The organism is Pseudomonas sp. 3296, from assembly GCF_031456615.1.
Lineage (GTDB): Bacteria > Pseudomonadota > Gammaproteobacteria > Pseudomonadales > Pseudomonadaceae > Aquipseudomonas > Aquipseudomonas mucoides.
In genome coordinates this window covers 120,712-144,044 of record NZ_JAVDUY010000002.1, presented here as the reverse complement: position 1 = coordinate 144,044, position 23,333 = coordinate 120,712, and the positions used below count along the sequence as shown (strand labels likewise).

Annotated in this window: 19 protein-coding genes; 14 read left to right on the top strand and 5 right to left on the bottom strand. The window is 60.5% G+C overall.

Going from position 1 to position 23,333, the window contains the following annotated elements; translation table 11 throughout:
- Positions 1-36 precede the first annotated feature (36 nt).
- Together J2X66_RS05150 and J2X66_RS05145 are read right to left on the bottom strand one after the other, a co-directional pair.
- Positions 37-453, bottom strand: coding sequence for a DUF3010 family protein (locus tag J2X66_RS05150; protein ID WP_310261752.1), 417 nt, complete (start codon positions 451-453; stop codon positions 37-39).
- Positions 454-515: 62 nt separating this feature from the next.
- Complete coding sequence (locus tag J2X66_RS05145) at positions 516-917, bottom strand: lysozyme inhibitor LprI family protein (RefSeq protein WP_310261750.1); 402 nt, start codon at positions 915-917, stop codon at positions 516-518.
- A gap of 234 nt (positions 918-1,151) precedes the next feature.
- Between J2X66_RS05145 and J2X66_RS05140 the strand changes: the two genes are divergently transcribed.
- The 8 genes from J2X66_RS05140 to J2X66_RS05105 all read left to right on the top strand — a co-directional run bounded on the left by J2X66_RS05140 (position 1,152) and on the right by J2X66_RS05105 (position 10,800).
- Positions 1,152-2,129: a dipeptidase gene (locus J2X66_RS05140; protein ID WP_008033250.1), complete on the top strand. Its 978-nt coding sequence runs from the start codon at positions 1,152-1,154 to the stop codon at positions 2,127-2,129.
- Between the two features lie 78 nt (positions 2,130-2,207).
- Positions 2,208-2,738 (top strand): DUF5943 domain-containing protein, encoded by a 531-nt coding sequence (locus J2X66_RS05135; protein ID WP_310261747.1) that lies wholly within the window; start codon positions 2,208-2,210, stop codon positions 2,736-2,738.
- Positions 2,739-2,753: 15 nt separating this feature from the next.
- Positions 2,754-4,814 (top strand): dimethylglycine demethylation protein DgcA, encoded by a 2,061-nt coding sequence (gene dgcA / locus J2X66_RS05130; RefSeq protein WP_027926654.1) that lies wholly within the window; start codon positions 2,754-2,756, stop codon positions 4,812-4,814.
- 145 nt (positions 4,815-4,959) lie between these two features.
- A complete protein-coding gene (gene dgcB, locus J2X66_RS05125; protein WP_310261743.1) occupies positions 4,960-6,909 on the top strand; it encodes a dimethylglycine demethylation protein DgcB in 1,950 nt (649 codons plus the stop codon).
- Positions 6,909-8,129 carry an electron transfer flavoprotein subunit alpha/FixB family protein gene (locus J2X66_RS05120; protein ID WP_310261741.1) on the top strand — a complete coding sequence of 407 codons (1,221 nt, stop codon included), beginning with the start codon at positions 6,909-6,911 and terminating at the stop codon, positions 8,127-8,129. The genes dgcB and J2X66_RS05120 overlap by 1 nt, the downstream gene beginning before the upstream one ends.
- Before the next feature lie 15 nt (positions 8,130-8,144).
- Positions 8,145-8,915 (top strand): electron transfer flavoprotein subunit beta, encoded by a 771-nt coding sequence (locus tag J2X66_RS05115; RefSeq protein WP_123434644.1) that lies wholly within the window; start codon positions 8,145-8,147, stop codon positions 8,913-8,915.
- Between the two features lie 20 nt (positions 8,916-8,935).
- Entirely contained in the window at positions 8,936-9,502 is a 567-nt protein-coding gene (locus J2X66_RS05110) for a GNAT family N-acetyltransferase (protein WP_310261738.1), read from the top strand.
- Positions 9,503-9,633: 131 nt separating this feature from the next.
- Positions 9,634-10,800, top strand: coding sequence for a retropepsin-like aspartic protease (locus J2X66_RS05105; protein WP_310261736.1), 1,167 nt, complete (start codon positions 9,634-9,636; stop codon positions 10,798-10,800).
- A gap of 709 nt (positions 10,801-11,509) precedes the next feature.
- On the opposite strand, the gene gbcA is transcribed toward J2X66_RS05105, so the two are convergent.
- Positions 11,510-12,805 (bottom strand): glycine-betaine demethylase subunit GbcA, encoded by a 1,296-nt coding sequence (gene gbcA, locus J2X66_RS05100; RefSeq protein ID WP_310261734.1) that lies wholly within the window; start codon positions 12,803-12,805, stop codon positions 11,510-11,512.
- A 282-nt stretch (positions 12,806-13,087) separates the two neighbouring features.
- Here gbcA and gbcB point away from each other — a divergent pair, with 282 nt between their 5' ends.
- On the top strand, positions 13,088-14,188 hold the full coding sequence (gbcB, locus tag J2X66_RS05095; RefSeq protein ID WP_310261733.1) for a glycine-betaine demethylase subunit GbcB: 1,101 nt from the start codon (positions 13,088-13,090) through the stop codon (positions 14,186-14,188).
- A gap of 51 nt (positions 14,189-14,239) precedes the next feature.
- On the opposite strand, the gene J2X66_RS05090 is transcribed toward gbcB, so the two are convergent.
- A complete protein-coding gene (locus J2X66_RS05090) occupies positions 14,240-15,064 on the bottom strand; it encodes an NAD(P)-dependent oxidoreductase (protein WP_310261730.1) in 825 nt (274 codons plus the stop codon).
- Between the two features lie 213 nt (positions 15,065-15,277).
- Complete coding sequence (locus J2X66_RS05085) at positions 15,278-16,318, bottom strand: low specificity L-threonine aldolase (protein WP_027926663.1); 1,041 nt, start codon at positions 16,316-16,318, stop codon at positions 15,278-15,280.
- A 133-nt stretch (positions 16,319-16,451) separates the two neighbouring features.
- On the opposite strand from J2X66_RS05085, the gene J2X66_RS05080 reads away from it, so the two are divergent.
- The 5 genes from J2X66_RS05080 (at position 16,452) to J2X66_RS05060 (ending at position 23,244) form a co-directional block, all read left to right on the top strand.
- On the top strand, positions 16,452-17,162 hold the full coding sequence (locus J2X66_RS05080) for a TraX family protein (protein ID WP_310261725.1): 711 nt from the start codon (positions 16,452-16,454) through the stop codon (positions 17,160-17,162).
- Between the two features lie 196 nt (positions 17,163-17,358).
- Entirely contained in the window at positions 17,359-18,612 is a 1,254-nt protein-coding gene (gene glyA / locus J2X66_RS05075; RefSeq protein WP_310261724.1) for a serine hydroxymethyltransferase, read from the top strand.
- 23 nt (positions 18,613-18,635) lie between these two features.
- On the top strand, positions 18,636-19,886 hold the full coding sequence (locus J2X66_RS05070; RefSeq protein ID WP_007947735.1) for a sarcosine oxidase subunit beta: 1,251 nt from the start codon (positions 18,636-18,638) through the stop codon (positions 19,884-19,886).
- Positions 19,887-19,900: 14 nt separating this feature from the next.
- A complete protein-coding gene (locus J2X66_RS05065; protein ID WP_019693992.1) occupies positions 19,901-20,230 on the top strand; it encodes a sarcosine oxidase subunit delta in 330 nt (109 codons plus the stop codon).
- Complete coding sequence (locus J2X66_RS05060; RefSeq protein ID WP_310261719.1) at positions 20,227-23,244, top strand: sarcosine oxidase subunit alpha; 3,018 nt, start codon at positions 20,227-20,229, stop codon at positions 23,242-23,244. Before J2X66_RS05065 ends, J2X66_RS05060 begins: the two co-directional genes overlap by 4 nt.
- The last annotated feature ends 89 nt before the right edge of the window (positions 23,245-23,333 follow it).

Genomic DNA, 23,333 nt, shown 5'->3' with positions numbered 1-23,333 from the left:
ACAGCAGAGAAACCTGTGGGAGCCGGCGGGAGTTGGTTACTTCTTCATCAATGCCGAGCAGGCTGCCTTGTAAGCCTCATGCTGATACTTGTTCAGCGTCGCCGGCAATTCGACATTGTGCTTCTTGCTCTGCGCATTAATCGTCTGCGGCGACAGCAGCGTCACCTCGCAATTCTCCAGCAGCTGAAACACCCCCTCGATCTTGAACGTAGTCGGCCCACCCGCAAACTCACCTTTCTTGCTGCGCTTCTTGATCGCAATCCGATCAATTGAGTTCTCGCGCACAAACGACGCCACCTGAGCAGCAAAGACTTTGACATTCGCCGCCTCATCGTCATCGTCGAGGGCGATTTTCTTTGTATTGAGGGCGATATGGCTCAGGGTCGAACCGTCGAGGGAGGCCACGGCGATGATCGCTTCGCTGCCTTTGATTTCAATGCCACAGATTTTCATTTGAATCCTTTTCCCTGATGGTTGCGTGCAGCTTACAGCTCAAGTCGATTCCAAAAGCCGATTTATTGCTGCCCGATCGACTCCAAAAACTCCGACCGCTCATCACTCATTCGCGCCACGCAATCATTCTGCGCAATGGTGAACGCCTTGCTACCGCTCGTCGCCGGAAACGCTTCAACTGCGCAATCCGCGTCCCGGGTCTTCAGCCATTGCTGTTGGGCGGCTTTGAGTTTGGCGGTGATGTCGGCCAGTTGGGCCGGGTTCTTGCCGTAGGCCGTTTGCATGCGTTCGGCCAGGCCTTGGTAGTTTTCTTTGAGCAAATCTTCGGCGGTGGTTCGGCTGAAGGCCGAGCATTCGAGGGTCTGGACGTCGTTTTCGACTTTGTCGCAGGGGTTGTCGTCGGACTCTTCTGCCGCGTGTACGCCGGTCGCTATCAGTGCCAGAGCCAGGAAGATCGATTTCATTGCGTCGCCGCCTCAATCCAATAGTGCATTCAGTAATGCCGCGAATTCTGGCCCATGCGCAGGCCCTTGAACAGGTGGGCAATCGTGCCCCGCGGCGACCCTTTGTCGCGGATTGACGCTTTCGGCAAACCCCCTGTCGTTTTTGCACCCGGCTGCCCCGTCCCTCAGGCATATGCTGGCCCCAAAGCGCCGGCACACGATTCGGCGCATGAATCGCTAATAGGGGACAGCCTGATGAGCCCAGCCGAATTGCACGCCGACAGCATCGTTATCGACGGGCTGATTATTGCCAAGTGGAACCGCGAGCTGTTTGAAGACATGCGCAAGGGCGGTCTGACTGCTGCCAACTGCACCGTGTCGGTGTGGGAGGGCTTCCAGGCCACCGTCAACAACATCGCCGCCAGCCAGAAGCTGATCCGCGAGAACAGCGACCTGGTGATTCCGGTGCGCACCACCGCCGATATTCGCAAGGCCAAGGAGCAGGGCAAGACCGGCATCCTGTTCGGCTTCCAGAATGCTCACGCGTTTGAAGACCAGATCGGCTATGTCGAGGTGTTCAAGCAGCTGGGCGTCGGCATTGTGCAGATGTGCTACAACACCCAGAACCTGGTCGGCACCGGCTGCTACGAGCGCGATGGCGGCCTGTCGGGCTTCGGTCGCGAGATCGTTGCCGAGATGAACCGCGTTGGCGTCATGTGCGACCTGTCCCACGTCGGTTCGAAAACCTCCGAAGAAGTCATCCTCGAATCCAAGAAGCCGGTGTGCTACTCCCATTGCCTGCCGTCGGGTCTGAAGATTCACCCGCGCAACAAATCCGATGAAGAACTGAAGTTCATCGCCGACCACGGCGGTTTCGTCGGTGTGACCATGTTTGCGCCATTCCTGGCCAAAGGCATCGATTCGACCATCGACGATTACGCCGAAGCCATCGAATACACCATGAACATCGTCGGCGAAGACGCCATCGGCATCGGCACCGACTTTACCCAGGGCCATGGCCAGGACTTCTTCGAATACCTGACCCATGACAAGGGCTACGCCCGCCGCCTGACCAGTTTCGGCAAGATCATCAACCCGCTGGGCATCCGCACCGTCGGCGAGTTCCCGAACCTGACCGAAACCCTGCTCAAGCGCGGCCATTCCGAGCGCGTGGTGCGCAAGATCATGGGCGAGAACTGGGTCAACGTCTTGAAGGACGTCTGGGGCGAGTAAGCCGCCGCACCTCTGAATCCTTTCCCCCGGCCGTCCGTGTCGGGGGCAACACCAAAATTTTTCTGGAGTTAAGTTTCCATGGCCAAGATCGCCCCGCAATTGCCAATCGAAGTCGACAGCGAAACCGGTGTCTGGACCTCCGACGCCCTGCCAATGCTGTACGTGCCGCGTCACTTCTTCGTCAATAACCACATGGGCATCGAGGAAGTGCTGGGCGCCGAAGCCTACGCCGAAATCCTCTACAAGGCCGGCTACAAGTCCGCCTGGCATTGGTGTGAAAAAGAAGCTGAATGCCACGGCCTGGAAGGCGTCGCGGTGTTCGAGCACTACATGAAGCGCCTGTCGCAACGCGGTTGGGGCCTGTTCAAGATCCAGGACATCGACCTCGACAAAGGCACCGCCAGCGTCAAGCTTGAACACTCGGCGTTTGTCTACGTGTACGGCAAGGTCGGACGCAAGGTCGACTACATGTTCACCGGCTGGTTTGCCGGTGCCATGGACCAGATTCTTGAGGCCCGCGGCATCAAGATCCGCACGGTTGCCGAGCAAGTCTACGGTGGCTCCGAAGAAGGCCACGACGACGGCCTGTTCACCGTCAAGCCGTTGTAAGTCGAGGAACCCGCCATGGCTTTCGAAGCAATGTTCCAGCCGATCCAGATCGGCAAACTGACCATCCGTAACCGCGTGCTCAGCACCGCGCACGCCGAGGTCTATGCCACCGACGGCGGCATGACCACCGACCGGTACGTCAAGTATTACGAAGAGAAAGCCAAGGGCGGGATCGGCCTGGCGATTTGCGGGGGTTCCTCCAGCGTGGCCATCGACAGCCCGCAAGGCTGGTGGAAGTCGGTCAACCTGGCCGACGACCGGATCATTCCGCACTTCCAGAACCTGGCCGATGCCATGCACAAGCATGGCGCCAAGATCATGATCCAGATTACCCACATGGGCCGTCGTTCCCGTTGGGACGGCGAGCATTGGCCAACCCTGCTGTCGCCATCGGGCATCCGTGAGCCGGTGCACCGCGCGACCTGCAAAACCATCGAGCCGGAAGAAATCTGGCGGGTGATCGGCAACTACGCCAGCGCCGCGGCGCGGGCCAAGGCCGGTGGCCTGGATGGCGTCGAACTGTCCGCCGTGCACCAGCACATGATCGACCAGTTCTGGAGCCCACGCGTCAACAAACGTACCGACGAATGGGGCGGCAGCTTCGAGAACCGCATGCGTTTCGGCCTGGAAGTCCTTAAAGCGGTACGCAAGGAAGTCGGTCCGGACTTCTGCGTCGGCATCCGTCTGTGCGGTGATGAGTTCCACCCGGACGGCTTGTCCCACGAGGACATGAAGCAGATCGCCAAGTACTACGACGACACCGGCATGATCGACTTCATCGGCGTGGTGGGTTCGGGTTGCGACACCCACAACACCCTGGCCAACGTTATCCCCAACATGAGTTATCCACCGGAGCCGTTCCTGCATTTGGCCGCCGGTATCAAGGAAGTGGTCAAGGCCCCGGTGCTGCACGCGCAGAACATCAAGGACCCGAACCAGGCGACCCGTATTCTGGAAGGCGGCTATGTCGACATGGTCGGCATGACCCGCGCTCACATCGCCGACCCGCACCTGATCGCCAAGATCAAAATGGGCCAGGTCGACCAGATCAAGCAATGCGTCGGCGCCAACTACTGCATCGACCGTCAGTACCAGGGCCTGGACGTGCTGTGCATCCAGAACGCCGCGACCTCCCGTGAATACATGGGCGTGCCGCACATCATCGAGAAATCGACCGGTGTGAAGCGCAAAGTCGTGGTGGTCGGTGCCGGTCCTGCCGGGATGGAAGCGGCGCGTGTGTCGGCCGAACGTGGCCACGACGTGACCCTGTTCGAGAAGAAGGAATTCATCGGCGGCCAGATCACCACTGCATCGAAAGCCCCACAACGGGACCAGATCGCCGGTATCACCCGCTGGTTCCAGCTTGAGCTAGCGAGGTTGAAAGTCGACCTGCGCCTGGGCGTAGCCGCCGATGCGGCAACCATTCTCGACCTGCGTCCGGACGTGGTGGTGCTCGCTGTCGGCGGCCATCCATTCCTGGAGCAGAACGAACACTGGGGCGCGGCTGAAGGCCTGGTGGTCAGCAGCTGGGACATCCTCGACGGCAAGGTGGCGCCGGGCAAGAACGTGCTGGTCTACGACACCATTTGCGAGTTCACCGGCATGTCGACCGCCGATTTCCTTGCCGACAAGGGCAGCCAGGTCGAGATCGTCACTGACGACATCAAGCCGGGCGTGGCGATTGGCGGCACCTCGTTCCCGACGTACTACCGCAGCATGTACCCGAAAGAAGTGATCATGACCGGGGACATGATGCTGGAGAAGGTCTACCGCGAAGGCGACAAGCTGGTGGCGGTACTGGAAAACGAATACACCGGTGCCAAAGAGGAGCGGGTGGTGGACCAGGTCGTCGTCGAAAACGGCGTGCGTCCGGACGAAGAAATCTACTACGCGCTGAAGGAAGGCTCGCGCAACAAAGGCCAGATGGACATCGAAGCCCTGTTCGCGATCAAGCCGCAACCTTCGTTGAGCGAGGCGGGCGACGGCTACTTGCTGTTCCGCATCGGCGACTGCGTGGCGCAACGTAATACGCACGCGGCGATCTACGACGCCCTGCGGTTGTGCAAGGATTTCTAAGCCGGTGAGCTGATCGTTCCCACGCTCTGCGTGGGAATGCAGCCCGTGACGCTCCGCGTCACATTCAAAAGCGGACGCAGAGCGTTCGGTGAGGCATTCCCACGCAGAGCGTGGGAACGATCAATGAGTCCCGTGGGAGCTCCACATGTTGAACACCCTTCTTCCAATCCTGTTGTTCGCTGCCTTGGGCCTGGCTGTCCTGGGCGCGTTGCGGCGGGTGGCAATGTGGCGTCAGGGCCGGGCTTCGAACGTCGACCTGATCGGCGGCCTGTTCGCCATGCCCAAGCGCTACATGGTCGACTTGCACCATGTCGTCGCGCGGGACAAATACATCGCCAACACTCACGTCGCCACAGCCGGTGGTGCGGTGGCATCCATCGTGCTGGCGCTTCTGGTGCACGGCTTTGGCCTGCACAACCGCATTCTCGGTTATGCCCTGTTGTTGATGACGGCCGTAATGTTCGTCGGTGCGATCTTCGTCTACCTGCGTCGACGCAACCCGCCGGCCCGTCTGTCCAAAGGCCCGTGGATGCGCCTGCCGAAAAGCCTGCTGGCGTTCTCGGCTTCGTTTTTCCTGCTGACCCTGCCGGTCGCCGGCATCCTTCCGGAAAACTTCGGCGGTTGGCTGGTAGCGGCAATCCTTGGTGTCGGTGTGCTGTGGGGCGTTAGCGAACTGTTCTTCGGCATGACTTGGGGCGGGCCGATGAAGCACGCCTTCGCCGGTGCGCTGCACCTGGCCTGGCACCGTCGCGCCGAGCGTTTTGGCGGCGGCCGTTCCACCGGTTTGAAGCCGTTGGACCTCAACGACCCGACCGCGCCACTGGGCGTGGAAAAACCCAAGGATTTCACCTGGAACCAACTGCTCGGCTTTGACGCCTGCGTGCAGTGCGGTAAGTGCGAAGCCGCGTGCCCGGCGTTCGCCGCCGGCCAGCCGCTGAACCCGAAAAAACTGATTCAGGACATGGTCGTCGGCCTCGCCGGTGGCACCGATGCGAAATTCGCCGGCAGCCCGTATCCAGGCAAAGCCATTGGTGAACACGCGGGTAATCCGCATCAGCCGATCGTCAACGGTTTGGTGGACGCTGAAACCCTGTGGTCCTGCACCACTTGCCGTGCCTGCGTCGAGGAATGCCCGATGATGATCGAGCACGTCGATGCCATCGTCGACATGCGCCGCCATCTGACCCTGGAAAAAGGCGCGACGCCGAACAAGGGCGCCGAAGTCCTGGAAAACCTGATCGCCACCGACAATCCGGGCGGCTTTGCGCCGGGCGGGCGGATGAACTGGGCGGCTGACCTGAACCTCACGCTGATGAGCGAGAAGACATCCGTCGACGTGTTGTTCTGGGTCGGCGACGGCGCCTTCGACATGCGCAACCAGCGTACCCTGCGCGCCTTCGTCAAAGTGCTGAAAGCGGCCGAGGTCGACTTCGCGGTGCTCGGCCTGGAAGAGCGCGACAGCGGTGACGTGGCCCGACGTCTGGGCGACGAAGCAACGTTCCAGCTGTTGGCCAAACGCAACATTCAGACCCTGGCCAAGTACAACTTCAACCGCATCGTCACCTGCGACCCGCACAGCTTCCACGTGCTGAAAAACGAATACGGCGCCTTCGACGGTAACTACCTCGTGCAGCACCACAGCACTTACATGGCCGAAATCATCGGTGCTGGCGCCCTGAACCTTGGTCAGCACAAAGGCAGCAGCGTGACCTATCACGACCCGTGCTACCTCGGCCGCTACAACGGCGAATACGAGGCACCGCGTGAAGTGCTGCGTGCCCTCGGCATCGAAGTGAAAGAAATGCAACGCTCCGGTTTCCGCTCGCGCTGCTGCGGCGGCGGTGGCGGCGCGCCGATCACCGACATTCCGGGCAAGCAACGGATCCCCGACATGCGCATGGAAGACATCCGCGAAACCGGCGCCGAGCTGGTGGCCGTGGGTTGCCCACAATGCACCGCGATGCTCGAAGGCGTGGTCGAACCGCGTCCGCTGATCAAGGACATCGCCGAACTGGTGGCCGACGCGTTGCTCGAAGATGCCGCACCAAGCAAACCGGCTGCACCGGCCCAACGTGAACCTGCGGAGGCCCACTGATGAGCGACATTATCCGCCGCGACCCCCGCGCCGAATGGATTGCCCGTAACCGCTTGCACCCGCTGCACGCGGCCATGCAACCGGCGCAACACAGCTGGATGGGACCCAACGGCGTCATCCGCAAGAATCTGCACGGCATCGGTTTTATCGGTCCCAACGGTATCAAGCGCATTGACCGCAGTGGCGCTCAGCAGGGCGGCGCGACCAAGCGCACGGCTGCTGTTGAAGTGCAATTGCCGCTGCATCAAGTGCCGGTACCGGCGTTCTACATCAGCGTGGTGCCGGACATGGTCGGCGGCCGCCTGAGCAGCCACGATCGCGATTTGCTCGGGCTGGCTCATCAGTTGGCCGGCACGGACGGCGCGGTGTTGGCCGTGGTCTTCGGCGAACACAAGGAAAACGCCTTTGCGACGGCGGGCGTTGATCGCTTGCTGGTGCTGGAAGGCGAAGAATTCAGCGGTTATGCACCGGAACAACGGGTCCAGGGCCTGCGGGCTGTGGATAACCAGTTCGCCCCGCGTCACTGGCTGCTGCCGGACAGCCGCAGCGGCGGTGGTGAATTGGGTCGACGCTTTGCCGCCGCACTGGGCGAACGCCCGGCTACGCGAGTCTGGCAGGTCAAGGATCAGGAATGCATCGGCCGCGCCGGTGCCGGTTTGCAAGACCTTGCGCGCCCGGTCGCACGCTTGATTCTGGCTGCCGTCGAATGCGCCGAACCTGTGAGCGAAACCCGTCACGAAGCCTTGCCGGTGGAGTTATCCACAGCCGTGGCGCGCAGCTTGTCGCGCATCGAGGATTTGGGCGCGGTGGCGGTGGACCCGGCGGCGATTCCGATGGCCGAAGCCGAGTTCATCTTCTCCGGCGGCAACGGGGTCAAGGACTGGGGACTTTTCCACAGGACCGCCGAGGCGCTGGGTGCTACCGAAGGCGCGTCCCGAGTGGCGGTGGACGATGGCTTCATGGCGCGTGACCGGCAGGTCGGTGCGTCCGGCACCTGGGTCACCGCGCGGGTTTACGTGGCAGTGGGGATTTCCGGGGCGATCCAGCACCTGCAAGGCATCGGTGCCTGCGACAAGGTGGTGGCGATCAACCTCGACCCTGGCTGCGACATGATCAAACGGGCCGACCTGTCGGTGATCGGCGAGAGCGCCGAGATTCTTCAAGCCTTGATCGACGCGGTAGCGGCTTACCGCAACGACGCCAAGCGCGATGCGGCTTAAGGGAAGGAAAGGGTTATGAGCACGAAAATCATCAGCCTGGTGTCCATCGGCGCCCACCCGACCTCCGGCCGGCCACGTCGCGCGGAGCAAGATGCGCGGGCAGTGGAACTGGGCCTGCAACTGGCTGGGGATAACCTGCAAGTGCTGCATGCCGGCGACGTCGCGGAACCGGCGTTGCGCGCTTATCTGGGCATGGGCCTGGAACAGTTGCATGTGCTGGAACAACCGTCAGGCGCGGATGCATTGCCGGCATTGACCGCTTATCTGCGTGATGCGGGGGCGCAAGTTGTGTTGACCGGCAGTCAGGCAGAAACCGGCGAAGGCTCGGGCATGTTGCCGTTCCTGCTGGCGGAAAGCCTCGGCTGGCCGCTGGTGGTCGGGTTGGCGCAGGTAGAATCCATCGACGGCCATTCGGCGCTGGTGCTTCAAGCTTTGCCGCGGGGTCAGCGTCGTCGCTTGAAAGTACGCCTGCCGTTTCTCGCGACCGTGGATAACGCTGCGCCTAAGCCACGGCAAAGCGCCTACGGCCCGGCTCGACGGGGTGTGTTGCAAGCCGATGAAGTCGAAGTGATCGACGATGAATTGCTGGCGGTCGCCACGTTGCAACCGGCCAAACCCCGACCTAAACGCCTCAAGGTGATCAAGGCCAAGAGCGGCGCAGACCGGATGAAAGCGGCCACGGCCAAGGCCAGTGGTGGCGGCGGGCAAGTACTCAAAGGCGTCACGGCGCAAGCGGGGGCCGAGGCCATTCTGAAGTTGCTGATCGAAGAAGGCGTGGTCCGCTAGCGGTCCGTTGGGGGAAGTAAATGGCTGTAGAATTTCGTTCGGCCCTGCGCGCGGATGCGCGGGAGATTGCTCGCTTGTTCCAGATTTCATCAGAGGGCGCTTCGGATTACATCTGGAGCCAGATAGCAGCACCCGGCCAGGATCTGCTGGACGTCGGCGCCTTGCGCTATGCCCGCGACGACGTGGATTTCTCCTACCAAAATTGCCTGATCGCCGAGGCAAACGGGGAAGTCATCGGCATGATGCACAGCTACGTGATGCGTCATGACCCACTGGCGCCTCCAGTGACGGATCCAGTCCTGGCGCCGTACGCCAAAATGGAAATCCCCGACACCCTCTACATTTCCAGCCTGGCGCTGCATGAGGGCTGGCGGAACCAGGGCCTGGGCAAGCAATTCCTCGCTTACGCTTACGACCGTGCCAACCAGCTAGGGCTCAATGGCTTGAGCCTGATCGACTACGCGGTGAACACCGGCGCCCGGCGGTTTTACGAGCGGCATGGCTTCCGTATCGTCGACACCTGCCAGATCACGCCCCACCCGATGATCCGGGTCACAGGCGAAGCCTATCTGATGTACCGGCCGTAGGGTTGCCTTCCGCCCTACCGCTCGGTGAACTAAAGTTTTGCTGTGCGCTGGTTAAGGGTGCAGCACGGTTCACGGAGCTTTCAGACGTTCAGCGCTGAGTGATAAAACCCGTTTTCAGGCGTGGGTTGAACATGAAGGCGTTACGTTGGCGTGCGGCCTGGTTGCTCTGTGGAGTGATGTGCGTGCCGGCCGGGTTGATGGCGGCTGCCAACACTGAAGCCGATCAGGGTTTTTATCAGTGGCTGGAGTCGGACCAAGGGCAAACAGCCTCCTTGGCCCAACTGCGTCAGCAATGCGACAAGGTCGTGGACGCCACAAACAATCTCAACTGTTCAGTGTCCGTGTTCGCCCGCATGTTTGAGGCCAAAGCCGCCAATCAATTGCCTGATTACTACCTGGCAATCAAGCGCCGCCATGCTCAGGCCATTGCGAGTGACCCCGAACTCAACGTCCTGTTTTCCATGTTTGGCCGGCAATCCATCGCTACCCTGCGCGCGGTCGGCGATTTCTCGGTGTCCAGCACCAAACGCCATGAGGTACTAACGGTTTATCCACGCCCCAGTGAGGGGTACGTCACGGATGAAGTGCTGCCTTACATCGACGTCAAAGCGGCCAATGGCGTCTCCTCACGTTTCATTGTCGACACCGGCGCCCCGCAAACCCGGGTCAACGCCGAAACTGCGAAGCGCATGGGCATCACGCTGTTAACCGACTCCCATTATGGCTACAGCACGTTTTATGGCGAACATGACCTGTCGGCCAGGCTCGGGGTTTTTCATTCGTTGAAGGTCGGCGGGAGCGAGTTCCGCAACGTCCTGGTGTTTGTCAGTGACCGGGATAACTTGTTAGGACTGGATCTGGTCGGCAAGCTGGGGCGTTTGAAGCTCACGAAAAAGACCCTGGAACTCAATGCGCAATCTCCCGCGCGGTGCGATTCGTCTGTTACCTATTCGCGTGCAGACATCAATCAACGACTGACCATTGCTGCACGGCTGGATCGTCGGGCGACGCTGGCGATTCTTGATACAGGTAATGTGGATTACTTGACGTCGGCCTCACCCGGTGACTTGCCTGTTCACGTCGCCGAAAACTCGCGACACCAGACGTTCAAGGGCGAGCTGGATTTGTCTGGCGACGTCCGGGCAATCACCTACAAATACTATCCAGGCTTCACCATTCCTCCGTCTTTGGTGTCCGGGCAGTACGTGCCTTCGATTTTGCTCGGGTGGCGGGCATTCAATGACTATGAATTGAACCTGGACCCGCTTTCGGGACGCTCGTGCCTGAATAAAATCTGATTTACCCACAAAGCCTGTTAGCGCTTCTGTGGATAACGTGTTCGCCCCTCGCTACGGCCTATGCAAATCAAGGCCTGCAAGCCTTCGTACAAAAAACAACCAGCCTAACGTGCGGTTTTTACAGGTTTTTTGCGGTGGATAAGGTTCTTCGCTATTCAATACTTGCCCCCAATCTCTGTTGGCGCTTCTGTGGATAAGATGTTTGCTAACCGCTGCAGCTCATGTAAACCGGGCTATTCAGGCGATTGGTTGAAAAATGATCAAATCATGGGTTTGAACCGTTAAACCTCCCGAAAACCCCGATTTATTGCGGCTTTCAGCGGTTTTCCACAGATCCGCGGAAGTTGCCCCCAAAGTCTGTTGGCGCTTCTGTGGATAAGGTGTTTGCCATCCTCTGCAAGCCACGTAGCACGTGCCCTGCAAGCTTTTGATCAAAAAACAGACAGAAGCTGTTGAAAACCGGGCTTCTGGATAAGTCACGGATTTTCTTCGGTTTATGTGGAGAAAGTTTTGTGTAAAACCACACTTGTCCCCAATAGCTGTGGGTGGAGGTGTGGATAACTTGTTTGTGGAAGGCTGGGAGGTGCGTGGGGCATAGCGCTGAACGGAATAGATCATATTTCGTACAGTTCTGAGAAGGGGGGGAGATCAGGGATGGATGTGTTGTTTGGGAGGGTGCCATCGCCGGCAAGCCGGCGATGCTTTTGACTTAGCCTTGAACAGGTACACCTTTAAGGTAAGGCGCCGGCTCAGCCCCGAGGTTGTTCAGCAAACGTTCGCTGTACCAATCCACAAAATTCACCACGCCAAACTCATAGGTCTTGGAGTAAGGCCCAGGCTGGTACGCCGTGGAGTTGATGCCTCGCTGGTTTTCTTCCGCCAGACGACGGTCCTGGTTATTGGTTTCATCCCACACCTTGCGCATGCGTTCTACGTCGTAGTCCACGCCTTCGACTGCGTCTTTGTGCACGATCCACTTGGTGGTGACCATGGTTTCCTGTGCGCTGATCGGCCACACGGTGAAGACGATGATGTGATCACCCATGCAGTGGTTCCACGAGTGCGGCAGGTGCAGGATGCGCATCGAGCCCAGGTCCGGGTTCTTGATACGGCCCATGAGCTTGGCGCAGCCCTGTTTGCCGTCCATGGTCATCGACACGGTGCCTTTGAGCAGCGGCATGCGCACGATGCGGTTACGCAGGCCGAAGCTGGCGTGGGCGTAAGGGATTTTCTCGGCTTCCCAGGCAGCGGCGGAAGCGGCGACGTGGTCCTTGAAGGCCTGGTCGGCGCGCGGGTCGGTGACGTCGTCCCATTCCAGCAGGGTTTTCAACAGTTCCGGGTGCGACGCGTTGCAGTGGTAGCACTCGCGGTTGTTTTCCAGCACCAGTTTCCAGTTGGCTTTTTCGTACAGGTTGGTCTGGATCGCCACCTTGGTGTTTTCCATGTCGTACGGTTCCATGTAATGGCTCAACGTCGACAGGAAGTCATCAATGGCCGGCGGGTTCTCCGACAGGCTGATGAAGATGTAACCACCGGCGGTCTTCACGTTCACCGGTTTGAGGCCGTACTGCTTCATGTCGAAGTCGGCGCCCATTTCGGTGCCGGCGAACAGCAGGCGGCCGTCCAGCTCATACGTCCACTGGTGGTAATGGCAAACCAGTTTGGCGACCTTGCCTTTTTCACTGGTGCACAGACGCGAACCGCGGTGGCGGCAGACGTTATGGAACGCATGCACCACGCCCTCGGCGCCGCGAATCACGATGATCGGGTTCTTGCCGACTTGCAGGGTCAGGTAGTTGCCCTTGGTCGGGATCTCGCAGGTCATGCCGGCGATCAACCATTCTTTCTGGAAGATTTCCTGCATGTCGATATCAAACAGCCGCTCGTCAGAGTAAAACGGCTGCGGCAGCGAGAAAGTACGCTCGCGCTCTTGCAGCATCTGCGCGGTGGCCTTGCGTGCGGGTTCCAGTGGATCGCCCAGGCTCAGGGTAGTGGTGACGTCCATCATTTAATCCTCAAGGCCATTCTGTGTGGCCGGCGAAAGTGGCTAATCAGGTTTGCTACGCAAGGTGTAAAGGTTGTGTCTTGGTATGGAGCGAGTGTGGGGCCGGCGCTAGCCAGAACCTTATCCATGGGCGACATGGCCCAATCTGTTCCCGACGCGTAACCCCCGGTAGATGCGGGCTGGTCGCGATAAGTATGTGAATGTCGCAGATAGGTAAATGGGTGGTTCGCACGTTACGCAGAATCGCCAACATAAGGCCGACCATCGGCGGTGGAGAACAGCATGTCCAACAGCTTCCTGAATCCGGTAACGACCCAGACCTGGGCCAATGGTCGTCACATCGTCCGTTGCGTCAAAGTCATCCAGGAAACCTGGGATGTGCGCACCTTCTGCTTTATGGCTGACCAGCCGATCCTGTTCTTTTTCAAGCCGGGGCAGTTCGTCACCCTGGAGCTGGAAATCGAAGGCGTGCCGATCATGCGTTCCTACACCATTTCCAGCTCGCCATCGGTGCCTTACAGCTTTTCGGTGACGATCAAGCGCGTGCCCGGCGGCAAGGTTTCGAACTGGCTGCACGACACCTTGCATGAAGGCCAGGAGCTGGCGGTGCACGGGCCGGTCGGGCTGTTCAACGCCATGGACTTCCCCGCGCCGAAAGTGCTGTACCTCAGTGGTGGCGTCGGTATCACACCGGTCATGTCGATGGCGCGCTGGTTCTACGACACCAACGGCAACGTTGACATGGTGTTTATCCACAGCGCCCGTTCGCCCAAAGACATCATTTACCACCGCGAGCTGGAACACATGGCGTCGCGGATCGATAACTTCAGCCTGCACCTGATTTGCGAGAAACATGGTCTGGGCGAGCCGTGGGCCGGTTATCGCGGGTACCTGAACCACAAGATGCTAGAGCTGATGGCGCCGGACTTCATGGAGCGCGAAGTGTTCTGCTGCGGCCCGACGCCCTACATGAATGCGGTGAAGCGCATGCTCGAGACCGTCGGTTTCGACATGTCGCGTTACCACGAGGAATCGTTCGGTGCGACGCCACCGGAAGCGCGCGCCGACGCGGTCGAGCAAGCCGAGCAAGCGGCGGATGCACCGGAAATCGACGTGGCGGACCTGCATCAGGTGGAGTTCACCGCCTCCGGCAAAAGCATTCGTGTGGCGCCGGGCGAAACGGTGCACGCGGCTGCGGCCAAGCTTGGGCTGTTGATTCCGAAAGCGTGCGGGATGGGCATCTGCGGCACGTGCAAAGTGATGAAGCTGGGTGGCGAGGTCGAGATGGACCACAACGGCGGGATCACCGAAGAGGACGAAGCCGAAGGGTTCATCCTGTCGTGCTGCAGCGTGCCGAAGGGCGACGTGCGTATTGAGTTCTAATATCGAAACCCTGTGGGAGCGAGCCTGCTCGCTCCCACATTGAATGGTGTTTCAGTCCACGAATAAGTCGGGCATGAGCTTGTCGTTAGTGCCGGGCTCAAAGCGGTAGTGGTCGAATTCGGTCACGCCATGCTCCCGTAGAATCTCCTCATCAATCAGCAATCGCCCGGTGATGCTGCGACCGCTGCTGTCCAGAATGACGTGGGCGGCATCGGCCATGATTTCGGGCGTTCGCGCATGCTTGAACGATTCCCGTGAGCCAAGCTGAAATTCGATGGCAGCGGTAGCGATCATGGTCTGTGGCCACAGCGAATTGACGCTGATGCCGTAATTTTTGAATTCCTCGCTCATGCCAATCGTCAGCATGCTCATGCCGTATTTGGTCACGGTGTAGGGGCTGTATTGGGCAAACCATTGGGTCGCCAGGTTCAGCGGCGGTGACAGATTGAGAATGTGGCCGCCGGTTTTTTTCAGATAGGGCAGGGCAGCCTGGCTGCACAGCAACACGGCACGGGTGTTGATCTGGTGCATCAGGTCGAAGCGCTTGAGTTCGATATGTTGAACTCCGGTCAGCTTGATGGCCCCGGCGTTGTTGATCAGCGCATCGATGCCGCCGAAATGTTCGTTGGCCTGGGCGAGCGCGTTGCGCACGGCATCTTCGTCGCGCACATCCACCTGCAAGGCCAGCGCCTTGCCGCCTGCCGCCTCAACTTCCTGCGCCACGCTGAAAATCGTACCCGGCAACTTGGGGTGCGGCTCGGCGCTTTTGGCCGCAATCACAATGTTGGCCCCGTCACGCGCCGCGCGCAGCGCGATCTCACGGCCGATCCCGCGGCTGGCGCCAGTGATGAACAGGGTTTTGCCTTTCAAGGACATGCGTGCGCTCCTGATTATTGTTATGAGAGCGGATCAACACCGCTCGCAGACAATGTAGACCAAGTCTTCAGTCGCCACTGATCGTCACTGATCGTTCCCACGCTCTGCGTGGGAATGCAGCCCGTGACGCTCTGCGTCACAACGGTGTTTGAGGAACGCGGAGCGTCCCGAGAGGCATTCCCACGCGGAGCGTGGGAACGATCATGAGGGGAGTTAGCGGGACATGACTTCGCGAATATCCGCCGCCAGTTCGCGTACGCGTTCTTCTTCGGTGTCCCACGAACACATGAAGCGGGCGCCGCCGTTGCCGATGAAGGTGTAGAAGCGCCAGCCCTTGGCGGTCAGTGCGGCGATGGCCGGTTCCGAGAGTTGCAGGAACACGCCGTTGGCCTGCACCGGGAACATCAGTTCCACGCCCGGGATGTCGCTCACCAGTTCGGCCAGCAACTGTGCGCAGCGGTTGGCGTGGTGGGCGTATTTGAGCCAGGCGTCGTTTTCCAGAATCCCGACCCACGGCGCCGAGAGGAAGCGCATCTTCGAGGCCAGTTGACCGGCCTGTTTGCAGCGGTAGTCGAAGTCTTCAGCCAGCTTGTGGTTAAAGAACAGAATCGCCTCGCCGACCGCCATGCCGTTTTTCGTACCGCCGAAGCACAATACGTCTACGCCGGCCTTCCAGGTCAGGTCTGCCGGGGAGCAGCCGAGGAACGCACACGCATTGGAGAACCGCGCGCCGTCCATGTGCAGGTTCAGGCCCAGCTCTTTGCAGGTGGCGCTGATGGCGCGGATTTCTTCCGGGGTGTAGACGCTGCCGACTTCGGTCGCCTGGGTCAGGGTCACGACGCGGGGCTTCGGGTAGTGAATGTCCTGACGCTTGAGGGCGACCTCGCGGATCGATTCCGGGGTCAGCTTGCCGTTTTCAGTGCGGGCGATCAGCAGTTTGGAGCCGTTGGAGAAAAATTCCGGTGCGCCGCATTCGTCGGTTTCGACGTGGGCGGTTTCCGAGCAGATCACGCTGTGGTAACTCTGGCACAACGACGACAGGGCCAGTGAGTTGGCGGCGGTGCCGTTGAAGGCGAAGAACACTTCGCAGTCGGTTTCGAACAGTTTGCGGAAATCGTCGGACGCGCGAGCGGTCCATTCATCGTCGCCGTATGCGCGCTGGTGGCCGTGGTTGGCCTGTTCCATGGCCGCCCAGGCTTCAGGGCAGATACCGGAATAGTTGTCGCTGGCGAATTGTTGGCTCTTATCGGTCATGGCCCTGCTTTCCGTGGTCGAGACGCCTATGGTGAAGCGACTCGTGGTCAATGATGGTGCGCACTTTACCGAAGATCATCCGGGGAGCACACGCGATGCGTCTGACAGAAAAACACAAAGACGACGGGCAATTATGCACATGACTCAACGGGATGGGGCACTGGATCTGCTCAAGTGGCTGGCGCTATTGAGCATGATGCTCGATCACCTGCGATATATCGGTTATTCCGTCGATCTGCTGTATGTGCCGGGGCGACTGGCGTTTCCGTGGTTCTGTCTGGCGATGGCAGTGAATGTTTCCCGTGCGCGGGAAGTGCCCCATCAGTGGCGGTATCTGGGCTGGTTGCTGCTGTTCAGTGCCATCAGCGAGATCCCTTACAGGCTGTATATTCCTGATCCCGACACGTTGAACGTGTTGCCCACGTTGGCGCTTGGGCTGTTGGTCGCGCGGGGCTGGCAGCACCCGACGCTCCAATCGCGACTGTTGGCAGTCGCCGCTTTGACGCTGGCAGCAGTGTTCCCGGGGCGACTGATGTTTGGTTTCTTCGGGGTCTTGTTGCCGCTGGCGATGTTGCTGGTGATCCGGCGACCCTGGTATTTCGCGCTGCTGCCGGGGCTGGTGTGCCTGGCCGCCAATGAATGGCGGGTGCTGATTCAAGCCGCGAAGCTGGGCAACAGTGCTGCGGTGCCAGGCATCGCCGCTTGTCTGATTGCGCCGCTATTGGGGATGCTGTTTTTGCGACATGCCAAGGGCATTCATCCACTGCCGATGCGGCGTTGGGCCTATGCCCTCTATCCGCTGCATTTTTTCCTGCTGCTACTCGTCCGCCAAATCGTCACCTGACCCTTGTGGGAGCGAGCCTGCTCGCGAAGCGTGTCCGGTCAGGCATTTCGGCTCATGTCGTAAACGCACCTTTGCGTGGCGTCCGTAGGCATTTGGCCTGTCTGCGCCGGTCATACCATCGCATCCAAAGGGCACTGTCGAAACACCGGTGCCTTACCGAGACGAATGGCGCATAGATGCCGCTGGGAGAGACGCGATGTTCAGCAAGCAAGACCAGATCCAGGGTTACGACGATGCACTGCTGGCGGCGATGAATGCCGAGGAGCAACGCCAGGAAGATCACATCGAGCTGATCGCGTCAGAGAACTACACCAGCAAACGCGTCATGGAAGCGCAAGGCAGTGGCCTGACCAACAAATACGCCGAAGGCTATCCGGGCAAGCGCTACTACGGTGGCTGCGAGCACGTCGACAAGGTCGAAGCCCTGGCCATCGAACGTGCCAAGCAACTGTTCGGTGCCGACTACGCCAACGTCCAGCCGCACTCCGGCTCTTCGGCCAACAGTGCTGTTTACCTGGCCCTGATCCAGCCGGGCGACACCATCCTCGGCATGAGCCTGGCTCACGGTGGTCACCTGACCCACGGCGCCAAAGTGTCGTCCTCGGGCAAGCTGTACAACGCCGTGCAGTACGGCATCGACACCAAGACCGGGCTGATCGATTACGACGAAGTCGAGCGCCTGGCCGTTGAGTGCAAGCCGAAGATGATCGTTGCCGGCTTCTCGGCTTACTCCAAGACCCTGGACTTCCCACGCTTCCGTCAGATCGCCGACAAAGTCGGTGCCCTGCTGTTCGTCGACATGGCGCACGTCGCCGGTCTGGTGGCTGCCGGTTTGTACCCCAACCCGCTGCCGTACGCTGATGTGGTGACCACCACCACTCACAAGACCCTGCGCGGTCCACGTGGCGGCCTGATCCTGGCCAAGTCCAACGAAGAAATCGAGAAGAAGCTCAACGCCGCCGTTTTCCCGGGTGCCCAGGGCGGCCCGCTGATGCACGTGATCGCTGGTAAAGCGGTGTGCTTCAAGGAAGCGCTGGAGCCGAGCTTCAAGGCTTACCAACAACAAGTGATCGACAACGCCCAGGCCATGGCCGGCGTGTTTATCAAACGCGGCTACGATGTAGTGTCCGGCGGTACCGATAACCATCTGTTCCTGGTCAGCCTGATCCGTCAGGGCCTCACCGGCAAAGACGCGGATGCAGCACTCGGTCGCGCCCACATCACTGTGAACAAGAACGCTGTCCCGAATGATCCACAGTCGCCGTTCGTCACCTCCGGCCTGCGCATCGGCACCCCGGCGGTGACCACGCGCGGCTTCAAGGTTACCCAGTGCGTCACGCTGGCTGGCTGGATCTGCGACATCCTCGACAACCTCGGCGATGCCGATGTCGAGGCCAATGTTGCGCAGCAAGTATCGGCCCTGTGCGCGGACTTCCCGGTTTATCGCTGAGCGCGGTTTTGGAGTAAATGACTATGCAACGCTACTCGGGCTTCGGCCTCTTCAAACACTCCCTCAGCCATCACGAAAACTGGCAGAAGATGTGGCGCACGCCGACCCCGAAAAAGGTCTATGACGTGGTCATCGTCGGCGGTGGCGGGCACGGTCTGGCGACCGCCTACTACCTCGCCAAGGAACACGGCATCACCAACGTGGCCGTGGTCGAAAAAGGCTGGCTGGGCGGCGGTAACACCGCGCGCAACACCACCATCGTTCGCTCCAACTACCTGTGGGATGAGTCGGCGCACCTGTACGAACACGCGATGAAGCTGTGGGAAGGCCTGTCCCAGGACCTGAACTACAACGTGATGTTCTCCCAGCGCGGCGTCTACAACCTGTGCCATACCCTGCAGGACATCCGTGATTCCGAGCGTCGGGTCAGCGCCAACCGCCTCAACGGCGTCGATGGCGAACTGCTCGATGCCAAGCAAGTGGCCGACGAGATTCCGTACCTCGACTGCTCGAAGAACACCCGCTACCCGGTGATGGGCGCTACCGTCCAGCGTCGCGGCGGCGTGGCCCGTCACGATGCCGTGGCCTGGGGCTTTGCCCGTGCCGCCGACGCCTTGGGCGTGGACTTGATCCAGCAAACCGAAGTGATCGGTTTCCGCAAGGAAAACGGTGTGTGCATCGGTGTTGAAACCAACAAGGGCTTCATCGGCGCCAAACGCGTCGGTGTGGTGACTGCCGGTAACTCCGGGCACATGGCCAAACTCGCCGGCTTCCGCCTGCCGATCGAATCGCACCCGCTGCAAGCGCTGGTGTCCGAGCCGATCAAGCCGATTATCGACAGCGTGATCATGTCCAACGCCGTACACGGTTACATCAGCCAGTCCGACAAGGGCGACCTGGTGATCGGCGCCGGTATCGACGGCTACAACGGCTACGGCCAGCGTGGTTCGTACCCGGTGATCGAGCACACCATCCAGGCCATCGTCGAGATGTTCCCGGTACTGTCGCGCGTACGCATGAACCGTCAGTGGGGCGGCATCGTCGACACCACGCCGGACGCCTGCCCGATCATCTCGAAAACCCCGGTGCCGAACATGTTCTTCAACTGCGGTTGGGGCACCGGTGGCTTCAAGGCGACACCTGGCTCGGGCAACGTGTTTGCCGCGAGTCTGGCCAAGGGTGAAATGCACCCATTGGCCGCACCTTTCTCCATCGACCGTTTCCACAACGGTGCGTTGATCGATGAACACGGCGCTGCTGCGGTTGCCCACTAACAGGAGAAATCCCCATGTTGCATATCTTCTGTCCTCACTGCGGCGAACTGCGCTCCGAAGAGGAATTCCACGCATCCGGCCAGGCGCACATCCCGCGTCCACTGGACCCGAACAGCTGCACCGACGAGGAGTGGGGCGACTACATGTTCTTCCGCGATAACCCTCGCGGTCTGCACCACGAGCTGTGGGATCACGTCGCCGGTTGCCGCCAGTACTTCAACGTCACCCGCGACACCGTGACCTACGAGATTCTCGAGACCTACAAGATCGGCACCAAGCCGCAGTTCACCGACAAGACTGAAAGTCCGAAAGCGGCCGCGCAGGCTCTGGGAGCTAAGGTATGAGCCAGATCAATCGCCTGTCCAACGGTGGACGGATCGACCGCAACAAAGTGCTGAACTTCACCTTCAACGGCCAGAGCTACAAAGGCTTTGAAGGCGACTCGCTGGCCGCTGCCCTGCTGGCCAACGGCGTCGACATCATCGGTCGCAGCTTCAAGTATTCCCGTCCGCGCGGCATCTTCGCGGCGGGCGCTGAAGAGCCAAACGCCGTGCTGCAGATCGGCGCGACTGAAGCCACGCAGATTCCAAACGTACGCGCCACGCAACAAGCGCTGTATCAAGGCCTGGTCGCCACCAGCACCAACGGCTGGCCAAGCGTGAACAACGACATGATGGGGATTCTCGGCAAGGTCGGCGGCAAGCTGATGCCACCGGGCTTCTACTACAAAACCTTCATGTACCCGCAATCGTTCTGGATGACTTACGAGAAGTACATTCGTAAAGCCGCAGGTTTAGGCCGCTCGCCGACCGAGAACGATCCGGATACCTACGACTACATGAACCAGCACTGTGACGTGCTGATCGTCGGCGGTGGCCCTGCTGGCCTGGCCGCTGCACTCGCTGCTGCACGCAGCGGTGCCCGAGTGATTCTCGCCGATGAGCAGGAAGAGTTCGGCGGCAGCCTGCTCGACTCCCGCGAAAGCCTCGACGGCAAGCCTGCTGCCGAATGGATTGCCAGCGTCATCGCCGAACTGAAAGACACCCCGGACGTGCTGCTGTTGCCGCGCGCCACGGTCAACGGTTACCACGACCACAACTTCCTGACCATCCACGAGCGCCTGACCGATCACCTCGGCGACCGTGCTCCGATTGGCCAGGTGCGTCAGCGCATCCACCGCGTTCGCGCCAAGCGTGTGGTTCTGGCCACCGGCGCGCACGAGCGTCCGCTGGTCTACGGCAACAACGACGTGCCGGGCAACATGCTCGCCGGCGCTGTGTCGACTTACGTGCGCCGCTACGGCGTGGCACCGGGCAAAAAACTGGTGCTGTCGACCAACAACGATCACGCCTATCGCGTGGCGCTGGACTGGCTCGACGCCAGCCTGCAAGTCGTCGCCATCGCCGACGCCCGCAGCAATCCTCGTGGCGCTTTGGTTGAAGAAGCACGTGCCAAAGGCATCCGCATCCTGACCGGCAGCGCCGTGATCGAAGCCCGTGGCAGCAAGCACGTGACCGCCGCTCGCGTCGCCGCGATTGATGTAAAAGCACACACCGTGACCAGCCCGGGCGAGTGGCTCGATTGCGACCTGGTCGCCAGCTCTGGTGGTTACAGCCCGGTGGTTCACCTGGCATCGCACTTGGGTGGCAAGCCGATCTGGCGCGAAGACATCCTCGGTTTCGTACCGGGCGAAGCACCGCAAAAACGCGTGTGCGTCGGTGGCATCAACGGTGTCTACGGCCTCGGCGATTCCCTGGCCGACGGTTTTGAAGGGGGCGCTCGCGCCGCTGCCGAAGCCGGGTTCCAAACGGTCGAAGGCGTACTGCCAAAAGCCTTGAGCCGTCTGGAAGAGCCAACGCTGGCGCTGTTCCAGGTGCCCCACGAAAAAGCCACCGCACGGGCGCCGAAGCAATTCGTCGACTTGCAAAACGACGTCACCGCCGCCGCCATCGAACTGGCGACCCGCGAAGGCTTCGAGTCGGTCGAGCACGTCAAACGCTACACCGCACTGGGCTTCGGTACCGACCAGGGCAAGCTCGGCAACGTCAACGGCCTGGCCATCGCTGCCCGTTCGCTGAACGTGACCATCCCGCAGATGGGCACCACGATGTTCCGCCCGAACTACACGCCGGTGACATTCGGCGCCGTGGCCGGTCGTCACTGTGGGCACATCTTCGAGCCAGTCCGTCACACCGCACTGCATCACTGGCACGTGAAAAACGGCGCCGAGTTTGAAGATGTCGGTCAGTGGAAACGTCCGTGGTACTTCCCGAAAAACGGTGAAGACATTCATGCCGCGGTGAAACGCGAATGCAAAGCCGTGCGCGACAGCGTCGGCCTGCTGGACGCGTCGACCCTCGGCAAAATCGACATCCAGGGCCCGGATTGCCGCGAGTTCCTCAACCGCATCTACACCAACGCCTGGACCAAGCTCGACGTGGGCAAGGCGCGCTACGGCCTGATGTGCAAAGAAGACGGCATGGTGTTCGACGACGGCGTGACTGCATGCCTGGCCGACAACCATTTCGTGATGACCACCACCACCGGCGGCGCTGCACGCGTGCTGCAATGGCTGGAAATCTACCACCAGACCGAATGGCCGGAGCTGAAGGTGTACTTCACCTCCGTGACGGATCACTGGGCAACCATGACCCTGTCCGGGCCGAACAGCCGCAAGCTGCTCAGCCACGTCACCGACATCGATCTGAGCAATGAAGCCTTCCCGTTCATGACCTGGAAGGAAGGTCTGGTCGGTGGTGTGCCGGCGCGGGTGTTCCGGATTTCGTTTACCGGTGAGCTGTCGTACGAAGTCAACGTGCAAGCCGACTACGCCATGGGCGTGCTCGAGAAAATCGTCGAGGCCGGCAAGCAGTACAACCTGACCCCGTACGGTACCGAGACCATGCACATCCTGCGGGCCGAGAAGGGTTTCATCATCGTTGGTCAGGACACTGACGGCTCGATGACGCCGGACGACTTGAACATGGGCTGGTGCGTTGGTCGCACCAAACCGTTCTCGTGGATCGGTCAGCGTGGCATGAACCGCGAAGACTGCGTGCGTGATCAGCGCAAGCAACTGGTGGGCCTGAAGCCGATCGATCCGACCAAATGGCTGCCGGAAGGTGCGCAACTGGTGTTCAACACCAAGCAAGCGATCCCGATGACCATGGTTGGCCACGTGACCTCCAGCTACTTGCACAACTCCCTGGGCTATTCGTTTGCCATGGGCGTGGTGAAAGGCGGGTTGAAGCGCATCGGTGAGCGTGTGTTCGCACCACTGGCCGATGGCAGCGTGATCGAGGCGGAGATTGTTTCTTCGGTGTTCTTCGATCCGAAAGGCGATCGCCAGAACGTGTAAGTCGATCGTTCCCACGCTCTGCGTGGGAATGCATCCCGGGACGCTCCGCGTCCCAAGAGCGGGCGCAGAGCGTCCATGGCGGCATTCCC